This is a genomic window from Aeromonas sp. XH, from assembly GCF_033348475.1.
Lineage (GTDB): Bacteria > Pseudomonadota > Gammaproteobacteria > Enterobacterales > Aeromonadaceae > Aeromonas > Aeromonas sanarellii.
Window position 1 is genome coordinate 3541103 of sequence record NZ_CP137630.1, and the last position, 14026, is coordinate 3555128.

Sequence of the window (14026 nt, forward strand, 5' to 3'; positions counted from 1 at the left end):
GGTCGGCAATGCATTTTCTTTGCATGAATAATCAGGCAGGCATTAATACCAGAGCATCACCACGCACAGGGCGGTGAGCGCCCCCAGGCTGCCATTGAGGCGGCGCCACCCCTTGTCCGAGTTGATCCAGCGGCTAAGCTGATGGCCGAACAACACCCAGGCGAAGCAGACCGGCAGCCCCGCCATGGGGAAGACGGACATGATGCCCCACAGGCTCGGCCAGTAGTCGCTCCCCGGCAGGCTGAACAGGCTGATGGCGGAGATCCCCATCATCCACGCCTTGGGATTGAGGAACTGGAAGCCCAGCCCCTCCAGCAGGGTCAGGGGGCGGGCACGGCTGGCGGGATCCCCGGGGGCACCGGCCACCGCGATGCGCCAGGCCAGCCACAGCAGATAGAGGCTGCCCAGCACCTGCAGGCTCAGCTTGAGCAGGGGCCAGCGTTCGAACAGCGGATAGAAGCCCAGCGCCAGCACCAGTTGCAGCACGGGCTGGCCCACCGTCACCCCGAGCAGGTGTGGCAGGGTGCGGCGCACCCCGAAGTTGGCGCCGGACGCCGTCAACATGAGATTGTTGGGGCCCGGGGTGCCGCAGGTGAGCAGGGCAAAGCCAAACAGGGTGGCATACCATTCGATGGTCATGGGGAGACTCCTTTCTTGCCACATTGTATCGATACAATGTGAGTTTTCCGGTTGTTCAAAGGTTGATATTCACGCTATATTGCGGACAAACTTGGATCAATGGATTTATTGTCACCATGACAATCTGGACACCCGACCTCAGCCTCTTCGAGGGGCCCCTCTATCTCAAGCTGGTCAAGGCCATCGAGCAGGCCATCGCCTGTGGTGCCCTGCCCCCCGAGACCCGGCTGCCGACCCACAGGGCCCTGGCAGACCGGCTGGGGGTGACGGTGGGCACAGTCACCCGCGCCTACACCGAGGCCGAGCGGCGCGGCCTGCTGGCGGCCAGGGTGGGGCATGGCACCTGGGTCAGGGGGGCGACGGATCCCGCCAACGAGTGGGTGATCCGCAACGAGGACGACCACCGCATCGAGCTGTGGCAGAACCTGCCGGTCCAGCTGGACAGGGGGGCCATCATCAGGCCCCTGCTCACCGAACTGGCACAGGGGGATCTCAACGGTCTGCTCGGCTACGACAAGGAGGCGGGGCGCGCCTCGCAGCGCCAGCTGTTCGTCGACTGGCTCGCCGAGCAGGGCATAGAGGGCAGCGAGGATCGCCTGCTGTTCAGCCACGGCGCCCAGCACGGCATCCTGTTGGCCCTGCTGGCCACCGGCTGCGTGGGGGAGACCCTGCTGTGCGAGGGGCTGAGCTATCCCGGCATGCTGGGCAACTCGCGCCAGCTCAAGAACCAGGTAGTGGGGCTGGCGATGGACGATGAGGGGCTGCTGCCCGAGGCGCTGGAGGCGGCCTGCCGCACCCGCCGGGCCAAGCTGCTCTACCTCACCCCCACCCTGCAGAACCCCACCACGGCCACCATGAGCCTGGCGCGGCGCGAGGCCATCATCGCCATCGCCCGCCGCCACGATCTGTTGATCGTCGAGGATGACGTCAACGGCCTGCTGCCCGAGAGCGCACTCCCGCCCCTGGTCAACCTGGCGCCGGAGCGGGTCATCTACCTGGGCAGCCTGGCCAAGATCGCCTGCGGCGGCCTGCGGGTCGGCTTCGTCTTGGCGCCGCCAGCCCTTCGCAACGGCTTCGCCCAGGCGATGCGACTGTCGAGCTGGATGGTGAGTCCGCTGCTCATCGAGCTGGCCTGCAAGCTGGTGAGCCAGCGCCAGATCATGCCGCTCATCGAGCAGCAGAGACGGATCCTGGCGCGTCGGGGGGAACTCTTGCGCCACCTGCTGCCGGGCGCCCGCTGGCAGCCGGGCTCCATGCACGCCTGGCTGCCGCTGCCCGAGCCCTGGCGCAGTCAGGAGTTCGCGGAGGCGGCCAACGCCCTTGACGTCGGGGTCGCGAGCGGGGAACACTTCGCCGCCGGCCAGTTTGCCGCCCCGCAAGGGGTGCGTCTGAGCTTGAGCCAGCCCGCCACCGACGCCCGCGTCGCCGAGGGGCTGGAGCGACTCGCCGGCCTGCTGCGCGCCGCGCCGCCCACCAATCCCCTGCTATAGTCATCGGCCCAGGCCCCCAAGGAGCTCCCATGTCTGCCGTCCGTCCCGCCCTGCTGCTCTCGACCCTGCTGCTGGGAGGCTGTGCCTCTCCCGCCCATCAACAGCTGGGTGCAGCCCTGAGCGGGCTGGAGGGGGAGCTGACGCGGCTGGAAGAGGAGCTGGCGGCCATGAACGGGCTTCACTACCAGAAGGCCATAGATGCGCCTGTGACACTGCGCCGCCACCTCAAGTCCCCCGCCCCGACGGCGGAAGGGCTGGTGCCCGTGCAGAGCCGGCTGCAGGACGGCCCCCTGCTGCGCTACGACTACCGCCTGCCGGCCGGCATGGCCAGCCTGCCCACCGACAACCCCTGCCTGCGCTATGAATTCGAGCTGCGCCGGCTCGGGCGACTGGGCCAGCTCGAGCTCGTCTGGCAGGGGGAGGGTCACCGGGACAGCCGCCTCATCCGGCAGGCCGACTGCCCCTTCTCGGCCAAGGGCCCGGGCCTGCAGTAAGATCGACCCGCCGATCCAGCTGGGGGATTGACCCCGGCCTCCGCCCGGACGACAGTGGAGCCAGACCGGTGAACCATTGGCTCGGGCACCCCGCCCCCGAACCGGCGAAGGAGCGTCAAGGATGCAGATCCTCCTGATCGAAGACGATGCCATGATGATCTCGGCCCTCACCCAGGGGCTGAGCGACCAGGGGATGGCCCCCTCCAGACTGCACCATTGCAAAGAGATCTCGGCCCTGCCCGCCCTGCTGCGTCAGCAGTCGTTCGATGCCATTCTCTGTCGCCAGTATCACCATCAGGCCCGCGAAGGGGCTCGCCTGCTGCAGGAGGCCCACCACCTGGGGCTGCTCGCGTCGGGTTGCGTGCTCCTGCTGCTGGATCACGACGAGGAGACGGGCCAGTACCCGCCCTCCGACCTCTATTTCCCGCTGCGCCTGGCCGTCCCCTTCACCACGGAGCAGCTGGCGCACAGCCTGCAAGCGCTGCTGGTACTGACCGCGGTGACGCGCCCCCTGGCCACGCCCATGGCTCTCAGGGAGTGGCGCAGCGCCTGCGCCCAGTGCGAGGATCTGCTCTACCGGCACGCCAGGAACAAGGCACTGGGGCCCCAGATGGACAGGGTCAAGGGCTACATGCTGCTGCAGGCCGGGGAGCTCGTCCAGGCGACCCAGCACTACGCCATGTGCACCACGGAACACGACGCCTGGTGGCCACGCACCGGGTTGATCCACGCCCTGCTCGGGCTGGACCGGGTGGAGAGTGCCCACAAGGATCTGGACCGCAACCAGGCACGGTTGCCCCCCGTCATTCATCAGGAGCTCACCCTCGCCTGCCTGCTGCATCAGGGGCAGTGGGAACCGGCCTGGGCCCTGTTGTCAGGCTTGCTGCAACGCTGCCCCTGGCAACCTGAATGGCGCCAGACGGCCATTCTGCTGGCCCTGCTGCGAAGAGACGAAGCCCAGGTACTGGCCCAGGCCACCGCCGTCGGCCTGCGCTTCTTCCCCAGGCAGAAGTTTCATCAGTCCATCGAGCACTGCGTTCTGGATGCCACCCTGGCGGTGCTCTGGCATCCCCCGGTCGAGGCCAGGGTCCATGGGCTGCAGCAGGCCCTCGAGGATCTCGGCCGGCAGGCGGTCACCCTGAGGGCCCACGAGGAGGCCCTGATGCGCGCCCTGATGCTGGCGCTGGACTACCGCTTCGACGACGCCCTGATGCTGCTGGCCAAGCATCCACCGGAGGCGGCGCGGGACAACCACCTCAACCAGCTGCTCGGCTTTGCCGTGAGCCAGTTCTGCGGTCTGCCCCAGCATGCCCAGCGTTACCTGGCCCGGCTCGGCCAGTATCGGGGCCCGGTGGCGCAGAGCCCGCAGCTGCAGCGGCTGATCCAGCGGGTGGTCGGCGATCTCCAGGGCCAGCTGGAACTGCGCGAGCAGCGCCTGAGCCAGCTGCGCCAGGAGCGGCAGCGGGCGCTGACCGCGGGCCAGCACCAGCTCGCCGTGCAGTGCGCGCTGACGCTGCAGGAGACATTTCCGGCCCAGGCGGGGGATGCCTGGCAGTTGCTGACGCTGCTGACCCACTGCTGGCCGACCGGCATGGCCGCCCCGGCGGTGGCGCAGCTGGTGGACAGGCTGGAGCGGCGCCTCGACCACAGTGCCGCCTTCCAGGGACAGCATGCCGAGGCCTACCGGGAGACGCTGCGGCGGATCAGAAGCCACCTGGCTCCCAGGTTGCCGCCACTCCCAGCCCAATAGGGGCGGCCCAAGCCGCCCCGGCAGGCGGGTCAGAACAGGCCCCGCACCAGGATCCCCGCGATCAGCAGCGGCGCCACCAGCCGCCAGCACCAGAGCAGGCAGCGGCGCATCAGCGGCGAGAGATCCGCCGGTACCATGCTGTCGCCGAGCCGCCATCCCAGCAGCAGGGTCAGCACCAGGCCGAACAGGGGCATCATCAGGTTGGAGGTGAGGTAGTCCAGCAGATCGAACAGGGTCTTGCCAAACAGGGTGTACTCGGCCCAGGGGCCGAACGACAGGCTCACCGGGATACCGCAGGCCATGATGAGCAGGGTCAGCACCCGGCAGGCACTGCGGCGCGACCAGCCCCACTCCTCGGTGGTAAAGCGCACCAGGTGCTCCAGCATGGAGATGGAGGAGGAGAGCGCCGCCACCAGCAGCAGCAGGAAGAAGACCACGGCCAGCACCTGGCCGAACGGCAGGTGATGGAACACCGCCGGCATTGTCATGAAGGTGAGCCCAGGCCCGGCGGTCGGGTCAATCCCCGTGGACGCCAGCACCGGGAAGATCATCAGCCCCGCCAGCACCGAGATCAGGCTCGCCAGGGTCACCACCCAGACCCCGGAGCGCAGCGCACCGTCGCTATTGGGCAGATAGGCGCCATAGGTGGTGTGGACCCCCAGGCCGATGGAGAGGGAGAAGAACGCCAGCCCCAGGGCGTCCAGCACCCCCTGTCCGGTCAGCATGGAGAAGTCCGGCAACAGGAACTGGCGCACCCCGGCCAGGGAGCCCGGCATGGAGAGCCCGGTCACCACCAGCAGCAGCATCATCACTAACAGGGCCGGCATCATCCAGCGCAGCGCCCGCTCCACCCCCTGCTGCAACCCGCCCTGCACGAACCACCAGGTGAGCCCGGCGAAGACGAGATGGGTGAGGACAGGCCAGAGGGGGTCGCTCACATAGCCGTTGAACAGGGCGGTGAGGGCGCTCCCCTCGCCGAGGTTCAGCTCACCGCCGAGGGCCAGGGCCGCATAGCCCACGGTCCAGCCCCCCACCACGCTGTAGAAGCTGTAGATGAAGAAGCCGCACAGGATCCCCATATAGCCCATCCAGCGCCAGTTCGGCCCCATCAGCCTGTGGAAGGCACCGAGCACGCCGCGCTGGCTGCGGCTGCCGAGCAGGGTCTCTCCCACCAGCACCGCCACCCCCAGGGTGAAGCTGAACAGCAGAAACACCAGCAGGAAGGCACCGCCGCCATTGGTGGCGGTCACATAGGGAAACTTCCAGATGGCACCAAGGCCGATGGCCGAGCCGGCGGCTGCCAGCACATGACCGAGACGGGAAGACCACTGAACCTGGCTCATACAACCTCCGGGCAAGACAACATCAGATCGATACTCCATGGCTGGACGCGCGCGGCGTCGCAATAAAAAAGGCCGCCTGGTGGCGACCTTTGCAATGAACTTTCAGACAAACGGCACGTGCAAGGTCACCTCTCTTGCGAGCGGAAAAATCGGCCAAAGAGGGCGATGAGGGGTGACATGAAACGGCGTCGCCTGCACGGGGAAAAGGGGCCACAGCCTAAACCATGGCAAGAGAAGTTGACAGACACTAGTCATGAATATCCTCCAAAACAGAATATAACCAAACAGAAACACGCATCTGCGGATAAATATTTCGAATTTTTGGATATTACAGGTTTTGATGCAGAGTCAATCCTGCCGACCCCACATCGGGGTCCGTGGCGGACCTGAGGACCCGCCACCCGCCCCGGCCTACACCAGGCCCCGCACCAGGATGCCGCCGATGAGCAGGGGTGCCAGCCAGCGCCAGCAGCCCATCAGCAGGGTGCGCCAGTGCGGCGCCAGTCCGGCGGGCAGCGCCCGGCGACCGAGCTGCCAGCCCAGCAGCAGGGTGAGGGCCAGACCGAACAGGGGCATCATCAGGTTGGAGGTGACAAAATCCAGCAGCTCGAAGATGTTCTTGCCAAACAGGGTGATGCTCGCCCAGAGGCCGAACGACAGGCTGACCGGGATGCCTCCCGCCATCACCAGGGCGGTGATGAGGTTACACGCCGCACGCCGCGACCAGCCCAGGCTCTCGCACAGGAAACATTGCAGATGCTCCAGCAGGGAGATGGAAGACGACAGCGCCGCCACCACTAGCAGGGCGAAGAACACCACCGCCAGCCCCTGGCCGAACGGCAGCTGCTGGAACACCGCCGGCATGGTCATGAAGGTGAGACCCGGGCCGGAGGCGGGATCGATGCCGGTCGCCGCCAGCACGGGGAAGATCATCAGCCCCGCCAGCACGGCGATGAGGCTCGCCAGCAACACCACCCAGAGGCTGGAGCGGCCCACCCCCTCGCTGGAGACCAGGTAGGCGCCATAGGTGGTGTGGATGCCCAGGCCAATGGAGAGGGAGAAGAACGCCAACCCCAGGGCGTCCAGCACACCTGACATGCCGAGCTTGCCGAAGTCCGGCATCAGGAAGTGGCGCACCCCGGCCATGGCGCCCGGCAGGGTCAGCCCGAAGGCCACCAGCAGCAGGATCATGATGAAGAGGGCCGGCATCATCCAGCGCAGGGTGCGCTCCACCCCCTGCTGCACGCCGCCCTGGACGAACCACCAGGTGAGGCCGGCGAACAACAGGTGGGTCAGCACCGGCCAGAGCGGATCGCCGACGTAGTCGTTGAAACGGGCGGTGAGGGCCGCCCCGTCGCCGTGCTGCAGACTGCCCGCCAGGGCCATGCCGGTGTAGCCCAGGGTCCAGCCCCCCACCACGCTGTAGAAGCTGTAGATGAGCAGGCTGCACAAGAGCCCCATGGCGCCGACCCAGCGCCAGCGTCTGCCCATCAACTCGCCGAAGGCTCCCACCACCCCGCGCCGGGTCAGGCTGCCGATCAGGGTCTCCCCCATCAGCACCGCCACCCCCAGGGTGAAGCTGAACAGCAGAAACACCAGCAGGAAGGCGCCGCCGCCGTTGGCGGCGGTCACATAGGGGAACTTCCAGATGGCGCCGAGACCGACCGCGGAACCCGCGGCGGCCAGGATGTAACCGAGCCGGGATGACCATTGGGACTGCTTCATGGGAACTCCAAACGAGGGGCCCGCCCACGGGGCCCGAAAGGCGCTCAGAGTACCCCTTCGGCTCCGCAATCACTCGTCGTATATCCGATATAAAACTCAGTTTTTAGCATCATTAACCAATAAAATTCGGATAGCCCACCAATCGTGCCAAAAATAAAAACCGGAGCGGGTATGCTCCGGTTTTGCATCGCCAGGACAGGGCGGGGACTAGATGACCCCCAGCTCCCGCAGCCGCTCCATCAGATAGCTGTGGGCGGTGTGGCGCTCGGAGAGCACCACGTCCGGGCGCGGGTGCAGGAAGAGCGGCAAGGAGATGCGGGACTTGGCGGCGCTGCCGCCGGTCGGGTTGATGACGCGGTGGGTGGTGGAGGGGTAGTAGCCGCGGGAGGCCTCCTGCAGCATGTCACCGATATTGATGATGAGGGTGCCGAAGTCGCAGGGCACGTCCATCCACTCCCCGTCCGAGCCCTTCACCTGCAGGCCCGGCTCGTTGGCGGCGGGCAGTATGGTCAGCAGGTTGATGTCCTCGTGGGCGGCGGCGCGGATGGCCCCCGGCTCCTCGGTGCCATCGAAGGGCGGGTAGTGCAGCACTCGCAGCAGGGTCTTCTGGCTCTCTTCGATCATGGAGGAGAGCGGGCAGCTGTAGCGGGCAGCGATGTCGCTCGGGGTGTATTGCTCCACCCAGCCCAGCAGCTCGGCGGCGAGATCGTTGGCGAGGCGGTAGTACTCCATCGCCTGCGCTTTCAGCTCGGCCGGCATCTGACCCCAGGGGTAGATGTGGAAGTACTCCTTGATGTCCTTCTGGCTGTGGCCCTTGGCGACTTCGGAGACAGACGGCGGGAAGTAGCCGTCCTGGGTCTCGCGATTGAACAGGAAGTCGTGCTTCTGCTCGCTCAGGAAGAAGCGGTACCAGTTCTCATAGATCGACTGCACCAGCTCTTTCGGGATGGGGTGATGGGTCAGCACCCCGAAGCCGGTGGTGCGCAGGGACTCGGTGAAGCGCTCGGCCGCATCGGGGGAGCGATAATCGACGGTCAGGACTTTCATTGTTTTTTTGTTACGTGCCAGTTAAAAGTAGGCGCAGTTTACCCTGCCTCCCCCGGCATGAAAAGGCTGCCGGAAGCCCGTCTGCAACGGCTTGAAAATACTGATAAAAACATCATGACGCAGGCACCTCGCCCGGTGCTTGTCCAGGGCAGGCCTCCTCTTCTAGAATGCCCCTCCATCTTCCCTGTCGGAGCCCCTTCATGTTCCCCAAGATCCTGCTGTTGACCCTCCCCTTGCTGCTCGCCGGGTGCAGTTCCCTGTCTGAGGAGGAGTGCCGCACCATGAGCTGGTACAACCTGGGTTATCAGGACGGGGAGCAGGGCAAGACCCGGACCGCCACCCGTGACTACAAGCAGACCTGCGGTGAGTACGGTCTCAGGGTGGACGAAGACGAGTGGCAGCGGGGCTACGCCAAGGGGCTGGAACTCTACTGCATTCCCGAGCTTGCCTACAGCAAGGGACGGGAGGGACACGAATACCTGGGGGTCTGCCCCAACGACACCAGCTTCCTCACCCAGTTCGAGCGCGGCCGCCAGGAGTACCTGCTGGAGCAGCGCCTCGGCGAACTGCAGCAGGAGCTGGAGCGCACCGAGCGGGACATCTATCAGCTCGACCAGCAGATCCGCAGCGAGAACGACAGCAAGCAGCGGGACTACTACCGGGCCCAGCGCGAGCGCGCCATCCGCCACTACGAGGGGGTGCGCCGGGAGTACAACCGGATCCGCTTCCCGGACCGGGTGATCCAGTTCTCCTTCGGGAGCTGACAGCAAAGGGGCCGGTCTGGCCCCGTTCTGCTGCCGCTCAGGCGGGCAGGATCCAGCGCTGCAGCGCCAGGGCGATGCCATCCTCGTTGTGATCCGCGGTGACCCGGTCCGCATGGGCCTGGATCTGGGGCGCCGCGTTGCCCATGGCCACCGCCAGCCCCACCTGCTCGAACATGCTGATGTCGTTGTTGTTGTCGCCAAACGCCACCACCTTCTCCATGGCGATCCCCTCGCTCTCCGCCCACTGGGCCAGCCGGTTGCCCTTGCTGCAACCGGGCTGCACCAGCTCCACCGCATAGGGCGCCGCCCAATCGCGGGTGAAGGGCAGCGTCTCCACCACCTCCCCCACGAAACGGTGCAACCGGCCGGGATCCTGGTTGAACAGCTCCAGCTTCCAGATGGGGGCTTGCAGCCAGGCGCCGAGATCCTCGGCCGGCAGCAGGGAGACCTTGAGGTGGTCCGGCTGGCTCGCCGACCAGCGCCGCATCCGGCCCACGTGCTCCTCGCAGCCAAGGTAGCCAATGCCGCCCCCCAGGTGGAAGAGCGCCCCCATCTGCTGGGCCTGCACCTCGGCCAGCAGGGCGGTGAGCGGCGCTACCGCCAGGGGATCCCCGGCGAGGATCCGATCCTGCCCCGGATCATAGAGGTAGGCGCCGTTGCTGCAGATGATGGGGGTATCGAGGGCCAGTGCGTGGTGGAAGGGACGGGCCGTCATGAAGTGGCGACCCGTCACCAGCAGCACCTTGATGCCCTGGGCCCGGGCCTCGGCCAGGGCCGCCCGGGTGGCGGACGAGATCTTGTGATCCCGGGTCAGCAGGGTGCCATCCATATCCAATGCAATGGCCTGATAATGACTCATATCACCTCCAGGAATGTTGAGGTCAGTGGGGTGCCATGCAATCCCGCGTCCAGTGCAATGGCCTGAAAACGACGCATATCACCTCCAGGAATGTTGAGGTCAGTGGGGTGCCATGCAATCCCGCGTCCAGCGCCATGGCCTGATAACGACGCATATCACCTCCAAAGACTGAGCATCGCGAGGCGCAAGGGTCAAGAGGTTCACCGGGCGACGGAGTTGAACGAGGCAAGGAGTCATACCGTCCCAGAGTCGGCGCCACGATGCAAGCGCCGGTTGCCCCCTCCGCGTCGTTCTGTGATCCCGTCAGCCGGCTTCCACCTGGACGCCGAGCCGCTGCCGCCGATCTGCCGCCCGGCGCAGGCCATAGAAGCCGACAGCACAGAGCAGGCTGCACAGCGCCGCCAGATAGAAGGGCCACTCGGTGCCCGCCAGCAGCACCAGACTGCCGACCACCACCGCCAGGATCTCGCTGCCCACCGCCAGCCCGCGATAGAGCCCCATCGCCTGCCCCTGCTGCTCGGCATGGCTGCGGTTGGAGACCGCCACCGAGGTTGCCAGCTCCCCCAGACTCATGCCGATGCCGGCGGGAATAAAGGTGAGTGCCAGCCCCCACCAGTGGCCGGGCAGCACGAACATCAGCATGCCCGCCGCCATCACCAGATGACCGACCACCCCCAGACTGCTGCCGCGCCAATGGCGAGCCAGGCGGGAACCCAGCCAGGATCCCAGGATCATGGGCGCGCTCACCATTACGGCGGCCTGCGCCAGCTGCACCGGATCCCAGGCCAGCCGCTCCACCAGCCAGACGTTGAAGTAGGTGAAGTAGAGCTGCACCGCGCCGTAGCTGAGCAGGGTCAGCACGAAGTAGGGCAGCAGCGCCGGTTGCAGCAGCAGCTGGCGGGAAGAGAGGGCAGGTGCCGGCTGCTCACTGCGGGCCACTGCCGGCCGATTGGGCAGCAGCCAGAGCACCAGCAGCAGGTTGACCAGGGTCATGGCCACCGCCAGCCAGGCCGCCAGGCTGTAATCGCCGGACACCACGGCGGCATAGCCGCCGATCATGGGGCCCACTACCCAGCCCAGATTCATGCCGATGTTGATCCAGGCGAAGCTGCGCGCCTTGGTTTTGGCGGTGCTCATGTCGGCCGCCATGGCCTGCACGATGGCGATGTCACCGTTGAAGAAGCCCTCCACCACCCGGCTCAGCAACAGCAGCGGCAAGGAACGCCAGGCGATCCCCAGCGCCATCAGGGCGTAGCCCACCAGCACGCCCACCAGACAGAGGGTCAGCACCGGCTTGCGGCCATGGCGATCGGAAAGCTTGCCGAGCCAGGGGGCCCCTACCAGTTGAAACAGCGGATAGAGCCCCATGATGACCCCCAGCCACACCTTGCGGCTCCAGTCCGACGCTTCCGACGTCAGCATGCCCTGGGCCGGATCCAGCAACAGCGGCGCCAGCACCGGGGATGGCAGGCTGAAGCCCGCCACCGCCAGCGTCACCGTCATCACCAATACCCACAGGCTGGCCTGCCCCTTGATCCCTTCCATGTCCGCCCCATTAAATAAAGTTATTGGTTTATTTATGTTGGCAATCAAACCAGATTAAGTAAAGCAAATTATTGATTTAAAAGATTCCCCTCCCCATAATGCTCTTATCCATGCCAGAACCGCTGCCGCGCAAGCGGCCGCACCTGCCGACCATGAGAGCCTTGCCATGAATGCCAGCACCGACAAGATACTGTTTCTGCTCAAGAGCCACGGCCCCCAGAGCGCCGCCGAGCTGGGAGAGCAGTTGCAGATGACCTCCATGGGGGCCCGCCAGCACCTGATGACGCTGGAGGCCGACGGCTGGGTGAGTTTCAACGACGAGGCCCGCGGGCGCGGTCGACCGGTACGGTTGTGGCACCTGACCGAGCAGGCCTGGCAACGCTTCCCCGACAGCCACAGCGAACTGACGCTGCAGCTTATCGACAACATCCAGCAGCTGTTTGGCGAGGTGGGCATGGAGCGGTTGATCGCCCAGCGGGAGCAGCAACAACTGGCCCGCTATCAGACCGAGCTGACCCAGCCGGCGCTGGCCGACAGGCTGGCGGCACTGACGGCGCAGCGCACGCGAGAGGGCTATATGGCGGATTTTCGCCAGGAGGAGGATGGCAGCTGGCTGCTGTGGGAGAGCCACTGCCCCATCTGCGCGGCGGCGCGGGCCTGCCGGGGTTTTTGTCGCAGCGAGCTGGAGATGTTTCGCCGCTTGCTGGCGCCGGCCGGGGTGGAGCGGGAGCAGTATCTGCTGGAGGGGGATCACCGCTGCCTCTATCGCATCAGGCCGCAGCCCTGATCCGCAAACGTCAGAAACAACAAAGCAGGCGCCGGGATGCCTGCTTTGTTGCCTTCGGGGAGAGGGTGCTCTCGTTCCAGCCCGTCGCTTCCCGGTTGGGTTGAACGGCTGATGGGGATCTTGACCCGGTAAGGTCCTTCACCACAGGCGCCTGGTCGGGCGTCTGTCTTGCCACCGGAAGATGACACCATAGTACCCCTGGCCGTGCGGTGAGTGTTTGTGAAGTAGCAGGTATTTTCAGTTGTTTTTGCAATAGTTCACCCTTAATCTAGGAAAAGTGGATTAGTAATTGCAACGAGGAACGGAGAATGCTGAAACTTGATCGTATAGACAGGCATATTCTGGAGTTGATGCAGGAGAATGGCCGCATCAGCAACCTGGAGCTGGCCGAGCTGGTCGGGCTCTCTCCCTCCCCCTGCTCGCGCCGGGTCAAGGCGCTGGAGGATGCCGGTCTCATCGATACTCACGTGACCCTGCTCAATGCCCGCCAGCTGGGGCTGACTCTCACCGCCTACATTCACATCTCCATGGACAGGCACACCCCGGAGCGGTTCGAGAACTTTGACAATGCGGTCAAGGATCTGCCCGAGGTGCTGGAGTGCGATCTCATCACCGGCAACGACGCCGACTACCAGCTCAAGGTAGTGGTGCGGGACATGGAACACTACCAGCACTTCCTGCTGGACAAGCTGACCCACATCCCGGGGGTGACCGGGGTGCGCTCCAGCTTCGTGCTGCGCCGCATCAAGCACAAGACGGCGCTGCCCCTCAATCACCTGGGCTGAGGGCCAGGGCCGGAAAAAACGAGAGGAGGCCGGGGCCTCCTCTTCTTGTCTCTGCGTGCCCCTGCTTCACGCTCACGCCTGGCGAGGGTGCAGATCAGGCCTCGACCTGGCTGACGTCCTGCACCTGCAACAACCAGCCGCTCTGCTCCTGCTGGGGCTCACCGCTCAATCGCAACCGCTCCCCCGTGGAGACCCACTGCCCCTCCGGCAGGACGACCTCCAGGCTCTCGCTGCCATTGTCGAACACCCAGCGATCGGCGCCCAATGACTCAATCAAGTACCCTTCCATCTCCACTCTGGACTCGGCTTGCCAGGACGGCGCAACGGCATCACGGCTCTCGATGAAATCCCCCTGAACGCCAAAACTGGCCAGCCCCCACAGAATGGAGAGACCGACGATGGATGACTGCATCTCACTCTCCTCTTTGTCTGGCATCTTGAAGGCCAGTATGGGAACAGAAAAATGAGTGCACCATGAACAAGGCGCCAAAGTGCAGGCAAGATCGCGAAAAAAACCGACCAAGGGGTCGGTTTTGTCATTTTATGGCGCCTTGATCACACTATTTGGCGGCTTGCTCTGCCATTCGCACGGCCCTTGGTTTATTCATCCACATGGCCACACCGCGATGATCCGCGCAGATCCCCTCGTCGCTGACGGCCCTGACGCGGACGCCGTCCTTGCAGACTGCCTGCCAGGCATCGGCATCGTCGATCTGCAGTTCCGAGGGAGGCTGGGTGTTGCCGGCGCAGGCGCCAAGCAGGAGCGCAAACAGGGGGAAGAGAGCTTTCATCGGGTCA

14 protein-coding genes are annotated in these 14026 nt (G+C 65.5%); 6 read left to right on the forward strand and 8 right to left on the reverse strand.

Annotation, left to right across the window (positions count from 1 at the left end; genetic code table 11):
• Window positions 1-42 precede the first annotated feature (42 nt).
• Window positions 43-639 carry a LysE family translocator gene (locus R2B70_RS16220; RefSeq protein WP_042074153.1) on the reverse strand — a complete coding sequence of 199 codons (597 nt, stop codon included), beginning with the start codon at window positions 637-639 and terminating at the stop codon, window positions 43-45.
• 116 nt (window positions 640-755) lie between these two features.
• Between R2B70_RS16220 and R2B70_RS16225 the strand changes: the two genes are divergently transcribed.
• From R2B70_RS16225 to R2B70_RS16235, 3 genes are all read left to right on the forward strand, one after another.
• Entirely contained in the window at window positions 756-2129 is a 1374-nt protein-coding gene (locus tag R2B70_RS16225) for a PLP-dependent aminotransferase family protein (RefSeq protein WP_318161991.1), read from the forward strand.
• A 29-nt stretch (window positions 2130-2158) separates the two neighbouring features.
• Window positions 2159-2623, forward strand: coding sequence for a hypothetical protein (locus R2B70_RS16230; protein WP_318161992.1), 465 nt, complete (start codon window positions 2159-2161; stop codon window positions 2621-2623).
• Between the two features lie 121 nt (window positions 2624-2744).
• Window positions 2745-4373, forward strand: a complete 1629-nt coding sequence (locus tag R2B70_RS16235) for a hypothetical protein (RefSeq protein ID WP_318161993.1) — start codon at window positions 2745-2747, stop codon at window positions 4371-4373.
• 29 nt (window positions 4374-4402) lie between these two features.
• Here R2B70_RS16235 and R2B70_RS16240 read toward each other — a convergent pair whose 3' ends face one another.
• The 3 genes from R2B70_RS16240 to R2B70_RS16250 form a co-directional block, all read right to left on the reverse strand.
• Window positions 4403-5716 (reverse strand): sodium-dependent transporter, encoded by a 1314-nt coding sequence (locus R2B70_RS16240; RefSeq protein WP_318161994.1) that lies wholly within the window; start codon window positions 5714-5716, stop codon window positions 4403-4405.
• A 411-nt stretch (window positions 5717-6127) separates the two neighbouring features.
• The gene (locus R2B70_RS16245; RefSeq protein WP_318161995.1) at window positions 6128-7441 is read right to left on the reverse strand and encodes a sodium-dependent transporter; all 1314 of its coding nucleotides are present in this window, start codon (window positions 7439-7441) and stop codon (window positions 6128-6130) included.
• Between the two features lie 207 nt (window positions 7442-7648).
• Window positions 7649-8488: an isopenicillin N synthase family dioxygenase gene (locus R2B70_RS16250; protein WP_042074143.1), complete on the reverse strand. Its 840-nt coding sequence runs from the start codon at window positions 8486-8488 to the stop codon at window positions 7649-7651.
• Window positions 8489-8688: 200 nt separating this feature from the next.
• Here R2B70_RS16250 and R2B70_RS16255 point away from each other — a divergent pair, with 200 nt between their 5' ends.
• A complete protein-coding gene (locus tag R2B70_RS16255; RefSeq protein WP_318161996.1) occupies window positions 8689-9252 on the forward strand; it encodes a DUF2799 domain-containing protein in 564 nt (187 codons plus the stop codon).
• A 37-nt stretch (window positions 9253-9289) separates the two neighbouring features.
• Here the strand turns inward: R2B70_RS16255 and R2B70_RS16260 are convergent, their stop codons facing one another.
• The gene (locus tag R2B70_RS16260; protein WP_318161997.1) at window positions 9290-10111 is read right to left on the reverse strand and encodes a Cof-type HAD-IIB family hydrolase; all 822 of its coding nucleotides are present in this window, start codon (window positions 10109-10111) and stop codon (window positions 9290-9292) included.
• 303 nt (window positions 10112-10414) lie between these two features.
• A complete protein-coding gene (locus R2B70_RS16265; RefSeq protein WP_318161998.1) occupies window positions 10415-11656 on the reverse strand; it encodes an MFS transporter in 1242 nt (413 codons plus the stop codon).
• A 166-nt stretch (window positions 11657-11822) separates the two neighbouring features.
• On the opposite strand from R2B70_RS16265, the gene R2B70_RS16270 reads away from it, so the two are divergent.
• Window positions 11823-12443: a helix-turn-helix transcriptional regulator gene (locus R2B70_RS16270; protein WP_029304837.1), complete on the forward strand. Its 621-nt coding sequence runs from the start codon at window positions 11823-11825 to the stop codon at window positions 12441-12443.
• A 308-nt stretch (window positions 12444-12751) separates the two neighbouring features.
• On the forward strand, window positions 12752-13228 hold the full coding sequence (locus tag R2B70_RS16275; protein WP_042074137.1) for an Lrp/AsnC family transcriptional regulator: 477 nt from the start codon (window positions 12752-12754) through the stop codon (window positions 13226-13228).
• A 94-nt stretch (window positions 13229-13322) separates the two neighbouring features.
• Here R2B70_RS16275 and R2B70_RS16280 read toward each other — a convergent pair whose 3' ends face one another.
• Entirely contained in the window at window positions 13323-13640 is a 318-nt protein-coding gene (locus tag R2B70_RS16280; RefSeq protein ID WP_042074135.1) for a hypothetical protein, read from the reverse strand.
• A 148-nt stretch (window positions 13641-13788) separates the two neighbouring features.
• Window positions 13789-14019 carry a hypothetical protein gene (locus tag R2B70_RS16285; protein WP_209794712.1) on the reverse strand — a complete coding sequence of 77 codons (231 nt, stop codon included), beginning with the start codon at window positions 14017-14019 and terminating at the stop codon, window positions 13789-13791.
• Window positions 14020-14026 lie beyond the last annotated feature (7 nt).